General features: G+C 44.3%; 16 protein-coding genes and 1 tRNA gene. 4 read left to right on the top strand and 13 right to left on the bottom strand.

Features of this window, described 5'->3' with window-relative positions:
- Positions 1-39: 39 nt before the first annotated feature.
- A tRNA-Gln gene (locus AS158_RS04825) sits at positions 40-113 on the top strand.
- A gap of 34 nt (positions 114-147) precedes the next feature.
- Here AS158_RS04825 and aglA read toward each other — a convergent pair.
- The 9 genes from aglA to AS158_RS04780 all read right to left on the bottom strand — a co-directional run bounded on the left by aglA (position 148) and on the right by AS158_RS04780 (position 13,409).
- Positions 148-1,563, bottom strand: a complete 1,416-nt coding sequence (aglA, locus tag AS158_RS04820) for an alpha-glucosidase AglA (protein WP_029683494.1) — start codon at positions 1,561-1,563, stop codon at positions 148-150.
- A gap of 89 nt (positions 1,564-1,652) precedes the next feature.
- A complete protein-coding gene (ubiE, locus tag AS158_RS04815; protein ID WP_029683495.1) occupies positions 1,653-2,315 on the bottom strand; it encodes a bifunctional demethylmenaquinone methyltransferase/2-methoxy-6-polyprenyl-1,4-benzoquinol methylase UbiE in 663 nt (220 codons plus the stop codon).
- Positions 2,312-3,388 (bottom strand): FAD/NAD(P)-binding oxidoreductase, encoded by a 1,077-nt coding sequence (locus tag AS158_RS04810; protein ID WP_029683496.1) that lies wholly within the window; start codon positions 3,386-3,388, stop codon positions 2,312-2,314. Before AS158_RS04810 ends, ubiE begins: the two co-directional genes overlap by 4 nt.
- A gap of 6 nt (positions 3,389-3,394) precedes the next feature.
- On the bottom strand, positions 3,395-4,591 hold the full coding sequence (locus AS158_RS04805; protein ID WP_029683497.1) for an FprA family A-type flavoprotein: 1,197 nt from the start codon (positions 4,589-4,591) through the stop codon (positions 3,395-3,397).
- 111 nt (positions 4,592-4,702) lie between these two features.
- The gene (locus tag AS158_RS04800) at positions 4,703-7,837 is read right to left on the bottom strand and encodes a glycosyltransferase (protein ID WP_165304605.1); all 3,135 of its coding nucleotides are present in this window, start codon (positions 7,835-7,837) and stop codon (positions 4,703-4,705) included.
- 3 nt (positions 7,838-7,840) lie between these two features.
- A complete protein-coding gene (locus tag AS158_RS04795) occupies positions 7,841-10,414 on the bottom strand; it encodes a glycosyltransferase (RefSeq protein ID WP_165304604.1) in 2,574 nt (857 codons plus the stop codon).
- 99 nt (positions 10,415-10,513) lie between these two features.
- Positions 10,514-11,677, bottom strand: a complete 1,164-nt coding sequence (gene flgL / locus AS158_RS04790) for a flagellar hook-associated protein FlgL (RefSeq protein WP_165304603.1) — start codon at positions 11,675-11,677, stop codon at positions 10,514-10,516.
- A 131-nt stretch (positions 11,678-11,808) separates the two neighbouring features.
- Positions 11,809-12,447 carry an HAD hydrolase-like protein gene (locus AS158_RS04785; protein WP_008192840.1) on the bottom strand — a complete coding sequence of 213 codons (639 nt, stop codon included), beginning with the start codon at positions 12,445-12,447 and terminating at the stop codon, positions 11,809-11,811.
- Positions 12,444-13,409 carry an ATP-grasp domain-containing protein gene (locus AS158_RS04780; protein WP_008192844.1) on the bottom strand — a complete coding sequence of 322 codons (966 nt, stop codon included), beginning with the start codon at positions 13,407-13,409 and terminating at the stop codon, positions 12,444-12,446. Before AS158_RS04780 ends, AS158_RS04785 begins: the two co-directional genes overlap by 4 nt.
- Positions 13,410-13,481: 72 nt before the next feature.
- On the opposite strand from AS158_RS04780, the gene AS158_RS04775 reads away from it, so the two are divergent.
- From AS158_RS04775 to rpsB, 3 genes are all read left to right on the top strand, one after another.
- The gene (locus AS158_RS04775) at positions 13,482-14,678 is read left to right on the top strand and encodes a glycosyltransferase family 4 protein (RefSeq protein WP_165304602.1); all 1,197 of its coding nucleotides are present in this window, start codon (positions 13,482-13,484) and stop codon (positions 14,676-14,678) included.
- Positions 14,679-14,737: 59 nt separating this feature from the next.
- Positions 14,738-15,985 (top strand): MFS transporter, encoded by a 1,248-nt coding sequence (locus AS158_RS04770; protein WP_165304601.1) that lies wholly within the window; start codon positions 14,738-14,740, stop codon positions 15,983-15,985.
- A 139-nt stretch (positions 15,986-16,124) separates the two neighbouring features.
- Complete coding sequence (gene rpsB, locus AS158_RS04765) at positions 16,125-16,910, top strand: 30S ribosomal protein S2 (RefSeq protein WP_038054206.1); 786 nt, start codon at positions 16,125-16,127, stop codon at positions 16,908-16,910.
- Between the two features lie 21 nt (positions 16,911-16,931).
- Here rpsB and AS158_RS04760 read toward each other — a convergent pair whose 3' ends face one another.
- From AS158_RS04760 to AS158_RS04745, 4 genes are read right to left on the bottom strand one after another with little or no spacing between them, the layout of a single operon-like run.
- The gene (locus tag AS158_RS04760; protein WP_038054205.1) at positions 16,932-17,252 is read right to left on the bottom strand and encodes a YbjQ family protein; all 321 of its coding nucleotides are present in this window, start codon (positions 17,250-17,252) and stop codon (positions 16,932-16,934) included.
- Positions 17,253-17,265: 13 nt separating this feature from the next.
- Positions 17,266-18,012: an ABC transporter permease subunit gene (locus AS158_RS04755; RefSeq protein WP_165304600.1), complete on the bottom strand. Its 747-nt coding sequence runs from the start codon at positions 18,010-18,012 to the stop codon at positions 17,266-17,268.
- Positions 18,002-18,796 (bottom strand): ABC transporter ATP-binding protein, encoded by a 795-nt coding sequence (locus AS158_RS04750; RefSeq protein ID WP_024103714.1) that lies wholly within the window; start codon positions 18,794-18,796, stop codon positions 18,002-18,004. Before AS158_RS04750 ends, AS158_RS04755 begins: the two co-directional genes overlap by 11 nt.
- Entirely contained in the window at positions 18,796-19,161 is a 366-nt protein-coding gene (locus AS158_RS04745) for a GntR family transcriptional regulator (protein ID WP_004080932.1), read from the bottom strand. The genes AS158_RS04750 and AS158_RS04745 overlap by 1 nt, the downstream gene beginning before the upstream one ends.
- Positions 19,162-19,210: the final 49 nt, after the last annotated feature.

The raw sequence follows: 19,210 nt of genomic DNA, 5'->3' as shown, positions 1-19,210 counted from the left end.
AGCTTTCCTACAGTGGTAAAATTATAGCATGGAAAGGGTTGGGGCGTGGCCAAGCGGTAAGGCGGCGGACTTTGGATCCGCGATCGGTGGTTCGAATCCACCCGCCCCAGCCAAAAGAAAAGCCCCCGATCAGGGGGCTTTGTTCTTTCAGAATTTCTTTTCGTAGTATCTCCTCAACTCTTCGTTGAACGGCAGGTTGAAGATCTCATCGAGCACTTGCACGATCTGCTCGTAGGATTTTGTCCTTGGATCTCTGAGGAGGATTTCTTCGAGCACCTTTCTGTCCCTCGAGATGTATGCTTCTAAGTTCCACTCCATTCTCAGAATCCTGGGCCACAGATAGAAGATCTTTATCCGGTGGGTGAGATCGGGTTCCACTTTCTCTCTGTGGATTCCACTGCCGTCCACCCAGACGGGAAGTTCCATCACAAGATCATCGGGAAAGTCTTTGAGCACTCCCCGGTTTTCCACGTTCAGAAAGAGTCTCACACGTTTGTTGTTCGCTACCGCGTTGATGAAAGGAATGTGCTGTTCTCCGCTGAGTTTTCCTTTCGGGAAGATGTCAGGATGTTCCTCCGTGAGTTTCATACCTGGTCTTTGCTGAACCTCTTCTGCAAGTTTTATGAGGCACTCTCTTGCTCTTCTGAGTTGCTCATGGAATTTCGGTCTTTCCACTTCGTTGTCTATGCCGCCGAACTTTCCAAACCACTTCTTCTTCGTCTCCAGGTTGTAGTGGTACTTCCAGCTGCCGTTCCTCACGGTGTCACCTATTGGAAGCATACCGTAAAATTTGTACATATCCATCGCGGCAGGAGACATCTGTGTGTCCCATGGGTTCTTCGGCTCCCACTCTGGTAGCTTCTTCTCTATCCACTCGTCGAGAAGCGGGTATGCATCTTCTCCTCTGTACCTGAACCTGTTCAGCCAGATACCGTGGTTCACTCCAGCGACCTGCCAGTCCACTTCTTCTGGATCGAGGTCGAGTTTTTCGAAGACTTCATAAACCCCGGCAACACCGTGGCAGAACCCCACTATGTTCGCACCGGTCCACCTTCTCACCGCCTGCGTGATCTCGAAGACGGGATTTGCCGTTTGCATCAGGTACGCTCTGGGTGCCATCTTTTTCATCTTCTCCGCTATCTCGAGGGCGAGCTTCATGTCGGGATAAGAAGAAAGAACGTAGGTGTAAGTGGAAACCATGTTCAACTCCTGACTGTCTATTCCTCTGTAGTAGCCGTGTTTTTCACCGACTTTTGTGACCTCGTCCCATCTTTGAGAGCCGCTGTCGTGGTACCTCGGATCGTAAGGATAGGCGGTGTTTATGATGAAGTCTGCTCCATCTATGGCTTCATCCAGACTGGATGTTTTTACGATCTTTACAGGAGAGTTCAGCTCTTCCACGTACTTTTTTGCGAGGATGTAAGATGCGTTCAGTCTTCTTTCATGAACGTCCATCATGTAGATGTGTGTATCTTCCCTTGAAAGTTCCTCCGTCTGAGCGATGTCCCCTACAAGCTGAAGTGCGAACCTCACACTCCCCGCTCCGATGATGGAGATCTTCATGATCCTGCCCCCTCATGTTAAATTCGTTTCTGAGACGAATTAATTACCTGAGAAAATTCTATCAGCTTTTGCAGGTGATCCCAAACGTCTCACAAGATCAAATCGCCAATGAAAATTCCCGCTACAGAGAAGAAAAGAGGTTCAAAACTCATCTCGAAGCCTTCTTCTTTCATCATCTCCACTATTTGATCCGGTGTCAGGAAGTTGAGAACTGAGGTGGAGAGATACCTGTAGGCGTGGAAATCCCCACTGAAAAGACCCCCAACGAATGGAACCCAGGTCTTCAAATAAAAAGAGTAGATCTTTCCCGTGAATCTTTTGGTGTTAGGTGGAAGGAGTTCAAGGATCACCAATCTTCCCTTTCTTTTGAGAACTCTTCTGCACTCTCTCAGGACTCTTCTTCTGTCTGAGAAATTTCTGAAGCCGAAAGCCACGGTGATGGCGTCGAAACTTCTATCGTCGAAAGGAAGATTGTGAGCGTCTCCTACGATGAACTCTCCATCTTTCAATCTCTTTTTTGCTGTTTCCAGCATCTTCGATGAAGAATCCAGGCCTGTGATTTTAAGATGCGGTGCTTTTCTTTTCAGGAGTCTGGCTACATCTCCGGTTCCTGTGGCAAGATCGAGGACCTTTTCTGGATTCACCTCAAGGATGAGTTCCACTACCCGTTTTCTCCATTTTGTATCCATACCAAAAGAGATGATCCTGTTCAAAAGATCGTACCTTTCCGCTATTCTGTCGAAAAGTTTCATCGCGTGCTTCTTAGTCTTTCCTCCCACTCCCTGGCTTTTCTCACGTCGGATAGAACGACCACACCGACGATTTTTTCGTCTCTGTAGAAAGCCTTTGTTTCGCTGTCGATCCACTCTCCTCTGTCTGTGAGTTCTCCAACTATGGCTATAGGAAAGTCTCCGAACTTGAAGTAAGAAGATTTGAAGCGAAAGTCGTACTCATCGGGTATACCCTTCAACGTGTTTGCCAAAACTTTCGCGTGTGCCATAGCGGCTTTCGCTGTTCCACAGATGATGCCTTCGTGCTCTGCGCAGTCACCGATGGCGTATACGTCAGGTTTTGAGGTTCTGAACGTTTTGTCCACCAAGATGCCCCTGTTCACATCGAGTCCGCTCTCTTCTGCAAGCGACACCTCCGGGACAATTCCTATGGAGCAGAGAATCACCCTCGCCGGTATCTCTTCTTTGTCTGTGACGAGAACATCGTTTTCTATTCTCTCCACGTCCCTGCCGAGGTAAAACTCCACTCCGTGTTTTTCGAGCTCTCCTTTTATTCTCTCTGTCAGTTCTTCGTCCAACCCCATGAGACGGGTCATCTTCTCAACCACTTTCACTTTGATACCCTGCTTCGACAGATTTCCTGCGATTTCAAGACCGATGAACCCTCCGCCGATGATGAGAAGATCTTTCTCTCTTTCCACTGCCTTTTTCAATCTCTTCGCATCTTCTATCGTCCTCAAAGTGTACATTCGCTCCCAGCCGGGTATCTTGAGTGCTCTCGGCTTTGCACCCGTTGCGAGAACGAGGACGTCGTATTCGAGGGTTCCTCTGTCTGTTTCGAGAACTTTCTTTTCTGCGTCTATTCTCTTTGCGGTTGTTCCAAGAAGAAGTTTTATTCCCTTCTTTTCGTACCAGTCGATCGGATAGGGAAAGAGACTTTTTTCCTCTGCCAGTCCCGCGACGTAATGGCTGAGCATGGGTTTTGTGTAGTAGGGCACCGTTTCTCTTTCCACGATGGTGACCTTGTGTTCTTCTGAAAGCTGTTTTGCGAGTTCAACCCCGCCGGGGCCGTTTCCAACGATCACTATTTTCACCGTTCATCACTCCTGTTCTTTTTTGAGAAGAGATATCGCCTCTTCGATCTTCTTCTCATCCATGTTTGAACCTTTTATCTCCGTGAAGGAGAGAATTCTGAACTTCGTTTCTTTCAGAAGCTCTCCCGCTGTTCTTTTTACGGATGGAGCCCAGCCGTGCACTCCAAAGACGAGGACGGATTTTTCGTAGTTCACTTTATCTATTATCTCGAGAAGGGTGAATCTCATGAGTGGATGTATCTCTGCTTCGTAGGTAGAAACACCGAAGATCAGTGCTTCACTGTCCGGGATGTCTTTCAAGATCTCGCTGATCGCGGGTCTCTCTTCGTCGGAGAATTTGTACACAACCGGTGTGAAACCTTTCTCCTTGAGAGAGTCGATCGCCTTCTTCATCACGTTCTCGACGAAGCCGTACATGGAATCGTAGATCACCGTGACTTTTCCTTTTTTCGGTTCACCCTTCGCGACACTCACGTAATGATTCAAAAGTCTCTGAGGATCTTTCTTCCAGATCAGTCCGTGCCCTGGAAGGAGCGCCTTTATCTTCAGACTGGAGAGCTTTTCCGCACCTTCGAGGATGTAATTCTTGTAATGTCCTATCACCGTGACAATGTACTTTGTGACGTGGGGAAGGTATCTTTCCACAACGCTCTCGTTTGAGTCGTCCAGAGTCTCTGGGAGCAGGTATCCACCGCCCACATCACAGCCGAAGAGAATTCCATCAAGATACGTCACCATCGTGTCGGGCCAGTGAAGCCAGGGAGTCATGACGAATTTGAATTTTTTCCCTCCGATTTCTTTCTCTTCTCCATCCTTCACGACAGTCACGTCTTTTATGCCGTAGAATCCTTCGAGGAGTCTTTTTCCGAAGTTCGAAGCGATTATTTCCACATCGTGACCAATCGCTTCGAGCGTTGCAGGGAGAGATCCGCTGTGGTCCGGCTCGGTGTGGTTCACGATGATGTGCGTGATCTCCTTAGGATCAACGATCCTGGACAGAGTCTCGATGAACTCTTTCGTGTAGTTCTTCTTCCAGCCGTCTATCAGAACGTTTGCATCATTCAGCTTCACAAGGTACGCGTTGTAGCTGATCCCTTCGGGTATTTCCCAAACCGCCTCGAAGTACTTTATCTGATCGTCGTCTATTCTCAAAATGTAGATTTCCGGATCGTCGAAGATCTTTTCAGTCCAGATTTTGGGCATGCAGGACACCTCCATTGAATTAGGGATTCCAAAGTGATTATAGCAAAAAAATGTAAAGAAAGCGGTTTCAAAAACTGGAACAACTATGTGAATTTTTTCGTATATTGTAATTTATAGAAGTATACTGGAAAAGCGACGTTTGAATTCTAGATAGTTTTCAAAGAATTTCAGTCCCAATTCTTGACCGTAGATTCTAACAGCACTCTGCTTCACAGTGTTTTCAAGCTGATTGAGAGTTGCCTTATCGAATAATTTTTCTTTTTGTGACATTACCATGAGGAAGGCAATGTGTATGGGAATTTGTTTGATCCTTTCCAAAAGTTTTTTTGAGCTCGATTGTAAGTTACCGACCTCATAGCCCCGGAAAATGTAGAAAGTAGGAATCATTTTTTCCACAAAATGCTCCAATAAAAGATAATTGGCAAGAATTGTATCCTCGGCAATCGTCATTTTTATTATTCCTACTTTACTAAGAACTTTAGCAAGTTCTTCATAAGCTTTTTGAAGAGGGATACGTTCTATAAGGGTGTCTATTATCGGAATTTTCCCTGAAAGAGAAGTGATTTCTGAAACAAACAATTCTTCTATGTTTTTGTAAAAATCACTGCACCAAATTTCTCCATTGAACTGTTCTCCTGACATCAAAGCATTTGCCACGGTGAGTAATGGTTTTTTGTTCGGAAAATTCAGCAAATCATCCAAAAGTTTTTTGACTCCTTTGGGGTAAGCAAGATCGTCAATGTCATGAAAGAAAACAAATGATCCTTGACTGTGTTTAACGCCCATCAATCTTGAGTGAAAGGTTCCAACGTTTTCTTTATTTCTAATTATCAAAACCTTCTCTCGTAACTTAGGTTCTCCTTTTGTGAGGCTTTCAAATAAATCAGCTGTTCCATCAGTTGAACCATCGTCAACCAATACAATCTCTAAATTTTCATGATCGATTTGTTTAAGATTATCCACGAGTCTTTTTACATAATTTGCTCCGTTCAAAACAGGTATAACAATAGAAACCAGCGGTTTGGGGACAGTTAATAAGCTTATTTGTTTGCCTTCAAACTTTATTTTCTTGTGATCATCTAATTTCAGAAATTCATCTGCGTAACCTGGCCATTTTGTTGCAAAACAAATCAACCAGGAACCAACTTTTTCACCTTGAAAATATTTTTGCAAATTCTCAGCTATTTTTAAAGGTACCCACTCTGGATTTATCCTTCTCAGGTAAAACGGTTCTGCCAGAACTCCTATTACTTCTTCATGAAGAGGGATTAAACCTGCTCGTTTGATAAGAGGTTCCAAGGTTAAAAAGTCTCTTTCAAAACCATATTCCCAGGCACCAAGTTTTTGAGCGGTTTCTTTTGCTGTTTTGTAAACAAATGAACCACTGTATGGAACGCCTACTACAACGAATTTCGCAACTTCACCCATTTGCTTTAACATTTTGATTATGTCGTCATCTTTAAAGTGTTCAACCACTCCCATGTTGAAAGCAATATCAAACTCCTGTGGCTTGAACGATTCTGTAAGTTTTAAACCATCACCTACTTCGAATTCAGCGTTTTCAATATTATAATCCTTGCTTATCCTGGTTGCTAGTTCGACAGAAGCAGGATCGATGTCTATACCAGTGACATCTGCTTCTCTGAGTGCAAGTTCAATTGAGAACGCTCCTGTTCCAGTTCCGACTTCTAAAATCCGTGCTTTGTTGAGAATAAAAAAGCGCTCTAATAAACTTACAAATTCTGATCTAAGACTTTTTCCTGGAAGATCGTTCATGATAGTGAAAGAATCAAGTTTATTGTATTCTTTCCATATTTTCGCGAAACTATTCTCTGTGTCTGTGTTTGATTTCTTATGGGTTGATTTATTTTTTGTTCTATTGTTATCTTGAATTTGGACAATGTTCAATATTGATGTAATTTGCTTCTCAAGAGAACAATTCTTTTCGACAAACGATCTATATTTTTCTGAATTGTAATCATTGCTGGTTAAAATTCGAATTGCTTCGTCGATAAAGTTAAATACAAGATTATCTGGCCACTGCGTTTTTGCCCCAGCGTAGTTATGTATAACGGGTTTTATGCCCCTCGCCATGGCTTCTGCTATATTGTAAGGATGCCCCTCATGAATGCTGGTTGAAAGTAGATAATTTTTATCTTCAAGAAAAGCGTTCACGTCATCAACCCAGCCGTAGAGTTTTACGTTCTTTTCAAGGCCTACGTCCTTTATGAAGTGTTTGAAATAATTAGCGTACCTTATTTCCTGAAAGTCTCCAGCTATGTGTAAAGTGTATCTTTCATCAATTTTCCTCAACATACCTATGATTTGAAGCCACATGGCAGGATCTTTCTTGTAATTGATGTGAGCCACAACTGCTATATTGAATCCGGGTTGTCTAAGTTTGAACTTAAATCTGTTCAGATCAAGACCGTTTGGAACAATTACTATCTTGTCTTTTACTTGCTTGTAAACTTCAGAATGGTAATCTCGAAGGATATGTTCTATATGCTCTGCAACAAGAATCAATTTATCGACGTTTTTCCAATTTATTTTTTCGGGATAATTGGCCAACGCCTCATAGCTGTGAAGTCGGCAAAGAATTTGTTTCTCATCCTTCGGCAGTTTATTCGTTATCTCCACTGCCATTTCGTTCGCCCATTCGAGCCAGACGATGTCCGCCCAGCTGTAAGCTTCCTGGATCTGCTTGCCATCCGTTGTAACTACAAGTTTCACATCGTAGATATTCGACAAAATCTGAGCTATATCCTTTATGAAGTTGTCCAAACCGGGAAGGCAGAATATGGCAAGCTTTACGTCTTTTTTGAACTGGTCTTTCAAAATCTGGTATTTTTCTTTCATTTCCGGTATGTTGGAAAGTTCCACTGCCTTTTTGTAGTAATGAAGGGCCATTGCGGGATTGTTCTGTTGCAGTTGAGTGTCACCGAGCATGTCGTACACTTCCCACGTTTTCTCATTGATCCTCGTCAGATACCTCCAGGCTTCGAAGTACTCTCTTTTTTCAAGTAGAACCTTCGAATAGTTGAACAGTACGTCATCGTGAACAGGGTTTATCTTCAAGGCTTTTTCAAAGAAGGCCTGAGCCTCTTCTTTTCTGCCTTCGTAGTAGTGCACCATCCCCAGTGTGTTGTATCTTTCTGTTTCATCGTCGATTTTTTCTGCCATTTCTTTTGCCTTTGAAAAATCTTTTTGTTCTATCGCCTTTTGAATTTTTTCAAAAATTTCCATACTTTACCTCCTCGCGGACTCTATGAACCTCAAATTCTTCTCAAATGCTTTCACTTTCAAAGTGGAAAATCCTGCCTTCTCCAGGATGTTTTTCATCTGAGACGTTGTCCTGAGCACCCTGAAAGGAGGATAGTACCATACAAGATCGTTTCTATCACTCAAATCCGGAACGAAGAAGAAAAGAAGGACTCTTTCAGCATCTTCAACGAGTTTTTCAAGGTCTAGAGTCTCTTCTACACCAGAAACAACAAGGAGGTTTTTCGAGTTCTCTTTCAACTCTATTCCGAGTTCTTCCAGAACAGATTCCAGTCCGGGAAGATCTCCTTTGACTTTCAAATCCGCCAGGTCGGTCTCTGATAGTGCTTCAACAATGTACTCTTTTTTGATCTTGAATGGAGGATCTTTGTAGATCTCCTTTTCTCTTTCTCTGTAAATCTTCAAAGCCTCATCTGATGGGAATGGGAGCGAGTAAAAGAAGTTTTCTTTTTTCTTCCATGATCTGACGGGATGGATCACACCAAGACCCGAGAACTTTTCTGTGATGTTTCCAACCCAGATAATTTCGTCTTCTTTTCTCATGAAAGGAAGGACTTGGTTCGGATAGAGAGCGTCGTATTTATACCTTCCCAGTGCAATGTCTCCCAGGTTTTCGTTTTCCTCCACTGCCTTCATGTGAAGTTCGAAGGCCCTTTTTGGGTCTTCTTCTTCGTGGATCTTTGCAAGCCGGTAGTAGTAGAACGGAAGTTTTGTGGTGTCTGTTATCTTCATCAGCAACTTCTTCGATTTTTCCCTGTCTCTGGTAGCCACAGCAGAAGCATAGAGTGCCACCGGGTGGTCGGAGATGAGGTACAGTTTTTCTGCGTCTTCTTTTACAAAGCCAAGAAGATCAAACGGGAACTCTCTGTAGCCTGAGAAGTACCTGTAGAGTTCTTCGTAGACACCTTCTGTGTCCGGATCAAGGCGTGTTTTCAGGTCTTCGATCACAGGCTTTATGAAGTTTGCTATCTCTGGTGTCAATTCCAGTGCTTTTCTGTATCTTGAAACGGCTTCGGAGAAGTTTCCAAGTTTCAGATAGAGATCTCCTATGAGTGCCTGGATGACGCCGTTAAGTTTTTCATCTCCTTCGATCTTTGAGAGTATTCTGATGAGTTTTCCTTCTGTTTCTCTCTGTTTCAGAAGATCGAAAATGAAAAGAAGACCGGGGATGCCTGTTTTCTCCACAAAGGAGTTTGTGTCTTCGTCTGTGAGGTATTCGAAGAGGAAATCTTTTTTCTCAATCAGTCTTTTCACGATGAATCTGGAAATCTTCCTTGAGACGGGAAGTTTTTTCAGAAGATCTTCGGAAACATCGATCTCAAATTCTGCTATCTTTTCCACCACGTCGTCGAAGAAGAGATTTTCAGAATGTTCCGCTATTTTTTCCACGAGGTCGAGTGCTTTTTGAAAGTCTTCTCTGTCTTCTATTTCCAGGATGTGACGGAGTGTGACTGCAAGTTTTGATCTATCAACATCGCTTTCTATCGCTTTTGAAAGATGAAGATCGGTTTCTTCCCATTTCTTCAGTTTCAGACACGCATGGCATGTGAGAAGATGTGCTGTTCCGATCTCTCTTATACTCATGATGGTGAACTCGTACTTTTCTACCTGTGACATTGCCCTGTTCAGAACTTCAAAGAATCTGCTTCCCCATTGGTAAAGGTTCTCCCAGTCTTTTTTCTTCTCGTAGATGGCAAGTTTTGCAAAGTAAGGATCCGGGTTTTCTGGGAAGGCCTTCAGTGCGGTATCTATCAATTCTTCACCTTTTTCGAGAAATCCTCTTGTTATCAGTTCCATTCCAAAAATATAGAGAAATTCCAAACCTATTGCCGGTACTTTTCCAATTTTTTTTATTTCCTGTAAAATCTGCCAGGCGATTTTGTTTTCTTCGTGCTTTTTACCACCTACCTTTTCTGTCTTATAAAGCTGTATCAAATAGTATATCTTTTCCACAGGATCTTTCACCGTTTCGAGATGTTTTCTTATGAGCGTTGCAGTTCGCTCGTATTTTTTCTTCTTCAGTTTCCTGGTCCAGATGTAGCCGTAGTGGTACACCTTGAACGGGGCATGAACCACTTTCGGCTTGTAGACAGCCTGGTTGTGAACGATGTTTTTGTAGTACACCGTCCCGTTTCTGAATATCCTCGGAGTGGAGGCCACTTCTGTTTTTTTGAAATCCCAGTCCAGATAACTCACCGTTGGAAGATAGATGGTGTTCACATCGTCTGGAAGATTTTTCAGAAAGTCCCTTATGTTCTTTCTGAACTCTTCAGAGACCTCTTCGTCTGCGTCCAGTATGAGAACCCACTCACAGGTGGGAAATTTCAAAGAGAAGTTCCTTGCTTCAGAAAAGTCGTTTTTCCACTCGTGGAAGTAGAGTCTGTCGGTGTACTCTTTTACGATCTTGGGCGTTCTGTCTGTGGAGCCAGTGTCGACCACCACGATCTCGTCTGCAACACCTTTGACACTCTCGAGAGCTCTTCTTATGTTGTGCTCTTCATCTTTCACTATCATCGCAACGGAAAGAAGGCATCTTCTCACACTCTCACCTCAACGGAATATTTCTACACATCCGACGTTTTGTCCTTGAACAAAAACAAAAGGGGGCGTGCGCCCCCCTTTTTGTCAGAGTTCCAGACTTTATCTCATCAACTGGAGGACGTTCTGCGGGAGTGTGTTGGCCTGGGCAAGCATCGCCATACTGGACTGGAGCAGGATCTGCTGCTTGGTGAACTCCATCATCTCTTTTGCCATGTCTGCATCTCTGATTCTGGATTCTGCGGCTGTGAGGTTTTCTGCGGCAACACCGAGGTTGGAGATGGTGTGTTCGAGCCTGTTCTGGATAGCACCGAGTGCTGCCCTTGCCGTGCTCACCCTGTGAATCGCTGCGTCTATGACCATGATTGTCCTTTCTGCACTGTCCTGATCGGTGACCTTGAGAGAAGCTGTTGTCAATCCAAGTGCTGCTGCACTCATGTCATCGATACCGGCAACCATGTTGTGACCTTCGTTGGCTCCGATCTGGAAGATGAGCTGAGATGCCGCTGTGTAAACAGCTTCCACCCTCACAACGGCACTGTCGACCACTTCGTTGGATGGCAGGGCTCCTCCAAAATCACTTATGCTGAGAACGTTTGTATCCCATGTAAAGGTGATATTTCCAAGTGCAGCTGCACCTGCTGTTATGTTGGCAATGGTAGAAGTATAACCTCCAGCAGTGAACAGGGTGATCTTGACATCAAGTTCGGATGTGACTGCTCCCTGGAATTGTCCGACTTCGATAACGTATGTTCCTTCCTTGGCAGCCGAGGACACAGTTCCCAGCTGAACGTTTATGTTTCCACCCGTCACGACTTTTGCATCGACTTCACTTCTGAAACTTTCCAGCTTTCCATCGAGGAGTTTCTTTGTGTTGAACTCGGTTGTTCTTGCTATTCTATCGATCTCTTCTCTGAGCTGATCGATTTCCTTCTGGATCTGTTCTCTATCAACGTCGGTGTTGGTATCGGATGCTGCCTGGACTGCGAGTTCTCTCATTCTCTGAAGGATGGAGTGTACTTCTGTGAGGGCTCCTTCCGCTGTCTGGATCAGGGAGATGGCATCCTGGGCGTTTTTGATTGCCATGTTCAGACCCTTGATCTGGCCTCTCATCTTTTCGCTGATGGCAAGACCTGCTGCATCGTCACCGGCTCTGTTGATCCTCAAACCAGAGGAGAGTCTTTCAAGGGTTTTGCTCATGCTGTACTGTGTCTGACTGATGTTCCTCCAGGCGTTCAACGCACTGATGTTGTGATTGATCCTCATGAACCACTCACCTCCGTGTGAAAGTCTTTACTTCCCTGTACCCGGCGCCGGGTTTTCCATTATTTTTAATCGGAAGCCCTTCAGGGGATTTTAATGTTAAATGTTTGTAACGAAATGTTCTTCTGAAGATTTCAATATGGATTTTGAAGGTACAGGTACAAGAAATCGTTTACAGAATTCACGATGAACACTTTCCCGAATAATTGCTCAGAGAATTTTTTTATCAGCATATCTGGATCCCTCAGGCCGGTTTTTACAAGAAAAACATGTACTTGTTTCTGTTTCCCTATGAGAAGATCTGTTTCTGAATCTCCAACAACTGTAATCTCTTCGTCTGATGGTACATTGTTTTTTACCCAGTTGTACTTAATCAACAGATCTCCGTTTGGTTTCAAAGCCACAACATTGTCTACTATACTTTCGTTTCTCTTTTTCAGATCTTCAAGGAGGGCTTTGTGATTTCGCCTCAATGTCAGTATGATGTATTTTTCCTTCAACCTGTCTAATAAACTCCAATCAACAATGTCTCTATCAAGTTCTAAAACAGATGGATCTTCCAGTTTTTCTCTTTTGTATTCTCTGTATGACTCGTATTCCTGTTCGGAGACATTGCGGAAAAGGTTGACTATCATCGAATCCTGTTCGAACCTTCTCTTCAGTGTTTTGAACGTTTCAAGATCGAGGTTTTCAATTTTCCACCATGAATTGAACACAAAGAAATATCTTTCCCAAACATCTAACAACGTTCCATCGAGGTCAAAAATTATCACCCCTCGGTCACCTCGAACATCTCCTCAAAATATCTGTACATAATTCGCTTTTTCCTATCACTCTGAAACTCAGATGGATTGTAAGGTTTTCCCAGAAGTTCCAGTATTAACAATTTTACAATGTTGGAACCTGATTCTACGCTCAAAGGAAGCCCTCCGGAAGCGAATCTCAGATTTATATCTGTAAATATTACTTCATTTTCTGGAGTCAGAAAAAACTGAAAATTTGCAGGCCCAAATATTTTACACTTCGCCGCAATTTTTTCAATTTGATCACGAACATCAATCGAAAAGTCGTTTTCTGAGATAACAGCAGCGCCTCCCAACGTTTTGATTCTGATTCTCTGATTGTATGTGACCAGCTCACCTTTTTTGTTGAAGAAAGCATCGACTGTGTATTCTTTTCCATCGATATATTCCATTATTAGAGCGTCTCTATAAATCGTTGTTGCAAGTTCTAATTCCTCCCTGTTTCTACAAATGAAAAATCCTCTGCTGCCGCTTCCCACTGCTGGTTTGACAACCACGGGAAATTCATCTACGTCGTGGTAAGAGGTGTATATTTTTGGCGTTTTAAGTCCTATCCCCTTCAGAATTTTATAAGCATTTGCTTTATTATCCAGCATTTTGAATGTTTCATAAGGTGATATCATGAATTTCGAACGACTTCGTTTGAGTATTTCAGTCTGGTATTTTGAAACAACTCTGCATTCTTCAGAGTGCACCGGGATATAGATATCTATCCTTTCTTTGTTCAGGATTTCAATGAGTTGATCGATAAACTCCTTCTCTTCACTGGATCTGCTTATTACAAACAATTTATCCAGAAAGAATTTTGTAGGAACCTTCGTTGTTATATCGAAACCATATATCTCGAACCTCTCTCCAATATCCATTTTTCGCAGAACTTTCGCTAAATAAAGACCTGTAAGACCACCGCATGAACCTATTAGAATTTTCACCATCTCCACCTCCTTCTTTTCAATCTCATTCTATAATAACGAGGGAGGACTGTAAAAGAAGGAGGAATAACCTTGAACATCGCCATACTCAACCACTACGCCAGTATTCCGGAGATGGGAAGTTCGGAAACAAGACATTTTGAACTTGCAAAAAGGTTTGTGAAGGACGGCCACAGCGTGGACATCTACGTCGGGGACTTTTCGCACCTTTCAGGAAAAAGGTGGAGTGAAACGTTCGGATGGCGCTTTTCAAAAGAGGGAGTGAATTTCATAGTTGTGAAAACAAGAGAGTACTCTGGAAACTTACTCTCCAGGCTTCTCTCCTCTTATGATTACTACAAAAACGGGAAAAAATTGGTCGTTCAAGGAAACTACGATGTGGTCATTGCTTCCTCACCGCATCCTTTCTCCTGGAGTCTTGGCTGGTACTACGTGAAAAAGAAGAAAGGAAAACTCTTTCTTGAGATCAGAGACGTCTGGCCAGACGACCTTGTAGAGCTTGGCATCATCTCTTACTCTCACCCTGTCTCAAAGGTCTTCGAATTTATGTGCAAAAAGTACTATCCGAAGGCCGATGGGATTATCTCTCTTGTTCCGGATCTTTCAAGGCACTTTGAGAGACTGAGGGTTCATCCTGAAAGGTTCGTCTTTGTGCCAAACGGCGTGGATCTGAGCCGATTCGAAAATTATGAACACTGTCCCAGGGTAGAAGAAATTCTCTCCAGAGTGCCGCAGAACAAAATGAAGGTTCTCTATGCAGGATCGATCGTTCCGCACAACGGAGTGAAAGAGTTCCTTGAGATGCTCTCAGGTGTGAAAGAAGATACAAGAGAGAAATTTGTCTTCATCTTTGTGGGGCCTTCCCAGCCAGACTATCTTGAGGAGTTGAAGAAGACCTTCAGAAATCTCAGGAACGTCTTTTTCTTCGATCCTGTTCCCAAAAAGTGTGTTCCATCTCTCTTTCAGAAAGTGGATTTTCTTCTCTTCACCCTTTCTCCCACCAAGATGGCCCATCCCGCGGTGAGTTCCTACAAGGTGCTTGACTACATGGCGTCTGGAAAACCCGTTCTGTGCATCGACGTTGAGGGAATTTTGTTCAAAGAAACAAACGGTGCGATTTTCTTCAACGAAAGAAACCTCGAAGAAGTTCTGGAGGATCTTCTCAAAAAAGATTATTCACATCTTGGGCTGAAAAACCGAGAGTACGTTGAGCGTGAAAGAGACTGGAGCCGTCTTTACGAAAAGTTAAAAGAGTTCATCTTCTCCTGAAACAAAAGGTTAGGATAGAATATCTTATGCTGCATATTTTTAGATCAGGAGAGTGAACTATGAGACAGCTGACCGAGAAAGACTACCGCTGGAACTTTTTCGTCAACTCCATGGATTATGCCTTTTTCAGTCTTGGAATGACACTCGGTTCCATTTTCACGCTCTTTCCCGTTTTTGCGAAAAATCTTGGGGCGTCGAACGTGGAACTCGGTCTCATCCCGGCCATTGCGAACCTCGGCTGGGGTATTCCGGCAATATGGGGCGCAAAATACGCCGAAAGGTCCCCCAGGAAACTGAAACTGGTCCTGGAAGTGACACTCGGAGAGAGGCTTCCTTATCTCTTCATGGCCCTGATCAGTTTCTATCTTGCCGTGCCTTCTCCCAAACTGGCTCTGTACCTTTCCATTCTGATGATGGGAATCGCCACGTTCTCCATGGGGTTTCTGGGGCCACCGTGGATGAGCATGATAGAGAAGGTGATCGACCCGAAAAGAAGAGGCACTTTCTTTGCCATGGGAAACGGCCTGGGAGCGATCCTCGGTGTGGGAGGATCGATCATCGCAAAAAGACTTCTTTCAGAATACCCGTTTCCTGAGAACTTCGGTTATGTTTTTCTCACCGCGTTTGTCTTTTTCATGGTGTCTTTTGTCTTTCTTGCACTCACCAGGGAGGTGCCCGATCAGGTCACTCCGGATAATGAACCCATATGGAACTACATAAAAAACATGAAACACGTGTTTCTGGACGGAAACTTCAGAAACTTTTTGATAGAGAGAATCATCACCAGTTTCATGTTCGCCTCCAGTGGTTTCATCACGGTCTATCTTCTGGAAAAGTTTTCTCTTCCAGACGATGCCGCTGCGGTGTTCACGGCGATAGTTCTCACATCCCAGGGTGTTTCATCGTTTGTGTTCGGACCGCTGGGCGATAAGAAAGGACACAAGTTGAATCTTCTTTTCAGCAAGATCTTCTACTCCCTTGCCGTTTTGATCGCCTTCTTCTCAACGGATCCGTTTCATGCTTATTTCGTCTTCGCTCTGATGGGACTTGTCAACACGACCAACAACGTGGGTAACATGGCGATCACGCTGGATTTCGTCTCTGGAAAGAGAAAAGAGCTCTACATGGGTTCTCTGTACTTCTCGATCGCTCCTTTTTCCTTCGTTGCTCCACTCATTGGAGGTAAAATAGCCGACCTTTCCGGATACGGTGCTCTCATGGCTCTCACGGGGTTGATCGGTATATTCGGAAGTTTCTATGTCGTGAAATTTGTCGTGGACCCAAGAGTTTCAAGTAGAAACAATTGAAATTTCTCTTCTTCGATGGTAGAATTCTCAGGGTGTATATCACGCACGCTCCTGGATCCCAACCTCGGTGCCTGTGAAAAGGCCGGTGTGGGTGTGAAGGGAGCGGAGGATCAAAACCAAAAGAGTGGAGGTGTTTTTTGTGGCGGTTGTTACGATGAAACAGCTTCTGGAAGCGGGAGTTCACTTTGGACACAGAACGAGAAGATGGAACCCGAAGATGGCTCCCTACATCTACACGGAGAGGAAAGGCATCTACATCATCGACCTTCAGAAGACTCAGCAGCTGCTCGAAGAGGCTTACTACTTTGTAAGGGAGAAAGCCAGCGAAGGTGCGACGATCCTCTTTGTGGGAACGAAAAAGCAGGCCCAGGGAGTCATAAAGGCTGAAGCAGAGAGATGCGGAGCCTTCTACGTGAACAACAGATGGCTTGGAGGACTCTTGACGAACTTCAAAACGATCAGGTCGAGGATAGACAAACTCATCGAACTCGAAGAAATGGAGCAGAGTGGCAAGCTCGACGAACTTCCAAAGAAAGAGCAGAGCAGGATCAGAAGAGTTCTCGAAAAGCTCAGAAAGAATCTCGGTGGTCTCAAAGAGATGAGAAAGATCCCGGACATCATCTACATCGTTGACCCGAGAAAAGAAAAGATCGCTGTGGCAGAAGCGAACAAACTGGGCATTCCCATTGTAGCCATTGTCGATACGAACTGTGATCCCGATCCCATCGACTACGTGATCCCTGGAAACGACGACGCCATCAGGTCCATAAAACTCATCACTTCTGTCATTGCTAACGCGTATCTTGAGGGAAGAGAAGGAGCTCCTCTCACCACAGAGGAAGAAGTGGAAAGTTCGGAAGAAATAACCGAAGAAATGGTGGAAGACATTGATCTGGAAGAATTCGAAGAGGAAGAGGAAGTGTGATCAAGGGGCGTTTCCGCCCCTTTAGATTTTCTCCAGTTTCACCGCGGTTCCGTAGGCGAGAATCTCCGCAGCTCCGCTCATGATCGTGGATGAAGAAAATCTGAAACATATCACCGCGTCAGCCCCGAGTTTTTCAGCCTCTTTTATCATTCTCTCCAGTGCTATGTTTCTCGCCTCCGTGAGCATCTCCGTGTAACCTTTGATCTCACCACCCGCGAGGGTTTTGAGAGCAGCGGCTATGTCTCTTCCCAGGTGCTTCGACATCACCACGTTTCCGCAGACCACACCGAGGATCTCCTTCACCCTGTATCCCGGTACCTGTTCCGTGGTGGTGATTATCATTCTTCACACCTCCTCAGAAGTCTCTTGTTTTGAAACTCCTCCGGGAAAGATAAGTGAAAACCACTCCGCTTAAGGTGTAGATCAGCGACGGCCAGAGAGTGAATTCACCTTTCAGAACGTAGGAGTAGGTGTTCAGAGCAGAGAGTACTCTCACGAACCCACCCAAAACGGTTGTCCCAGCAAGAAGAGCGATCGAAGCGATGAGAGGCTTCACCTGATCTGAAGAGATCACAGAGAAGAATACCGTGATGGAAAACCACAGGTAGGTTGTTATCATTTCCACAAGAAGGTACTTGAACACCAGTCCTGTATCGAGCTTTTCTCCAATGATCCAGCTCACAGGTATTGGAACGAGTGCGAGCACAGCAAGCGCTGCAAAAGTGAAAACAAGAGGTGCGAAGAACTTCACGTTGAAGAGCTTCTCTCTGGACATCCTCACGAGCAAAAGTTCGATCGTTTCGTTCTCTATTTCTCTCGCAAATATGGGGAAAGCTATTATGATCGCAAGTATCGGTACAAACTGCCCCAGGTTCTTTCCGTACCACTGTGTAATGATGTAAAAGTTCCACTCCGAAAGCTTATTTATGAAATCTTCAGTGACACCGAATTTTTCAAGAAATCCTTCAGGAACGTTCTTCAGCATTTCGGTGAGGGCCGGCGTGTAATCTTTCATCACTACCAGGAGCACGAACGTTCCAAGAAGGAGGAAGAACATCACAAGAAATCTCACCTTCATGTCTTTTAACTCCTTAACGATCATTTATCTCACCCCTTACAATCGCTTCGAATATATCTTCAAAAGCTGCATCTTCGATCTTCACACCTTCAGGGGCTTCTTCCTTTTTCACAAGGTAAACTTTTTCTCCACTTTTGAGAGTTTTCAAAAGATAGCCGTTCAGATTCTCTCTGGAAACCACAAGACCGTAAGAGGACTTTATATCGTCGAGGTTTCCTGTCAAGATGATCTTTCCTTCCTTCATGATGGCAACTCTGTCTGCGATTTTTTCCACTTCTGCGAGCACATGGCTGGTGTAGAGAACGGATTTGCCTTCGAAGGTGAGGGATCTTATACGATCGAGTATCTCGTTTCGCACGATGGGATCGAGTCCCCAGGTGGGTTCGTCCAGTATGTAGAGATCCACGTTCTCAGAAAGAACGAGTGAAAGGTAAAGGATCGTTCTCATGCCGTGCGAGAGATTGGTCACTTTCTCGTTCAGGTCTATTCTGAACCTTTCGAGAAGTTCGAGACAGTTTTTCTCGTTGAAGTTCTTCCCTATCTTCTTGAAGAGATCGATGATCTCTTTCACTCTGAGGTACGGATAGAGCTTCTTCTCCTCCGGCAGATAGGTGAACGTGCCGTTCAGTTCGATCTCTCCAGAGTCTTTCTTTCTCAAACCTGTGATGCACTTCAGAGTGGTTGTTTTACCGGCACCGTTTGGACCGAGTATGGCAAAGATCTCTCCTTTTTCCACTTCGAAACTGATGCCATCCACAGCCGCTTTTTCTCCGTAGAACTTTTTGAGATCTTTCACCCTGAGGATCATCATTCATCACCTCTGTAGATTTCTTCTGCTATTTTCAGAATCCTCTCCAGTGGGATACCCGCTTTTTTGCAGTCTTCGATCTTCTTCCTGAGTTCTGTTTCAAGCTGTGTTCGGATCTTTTCCACGTTTACTTTTGAGACGACGTAGCCCTCTCCCCTTCTCACTTCTAAGACTCCTTCTTGGACGAGTTCCCTGTAGGCGCGGGCGACGGTGTTCAGATTTACACCGAGGTCTTCTGCGAGAGATCTTATGGAGGGCACAAACTCACCTTCTTTCAGTTTTCCCGACAGGATCAGGAGTTTTATCCTTTCCTTTATCTGCTCGTAGATGGGTTTTGAGGAGTGAAAATCGATCCTGAACCACAAGATCTATCACCTCGCTGTAATATTATACTATTACACTACTCTCAGAATC

Source organism: Thermotoga sp. 38H-to, assembly GCF_011057665.1.
GTDB lineage: Bacteria > Thermotogota > Thermotogae > Thermotogales > Thermotogaceae > Thermotoga.
This window is presented reverse-complemented; position numbering and strand designations above follow the sequence as displayed.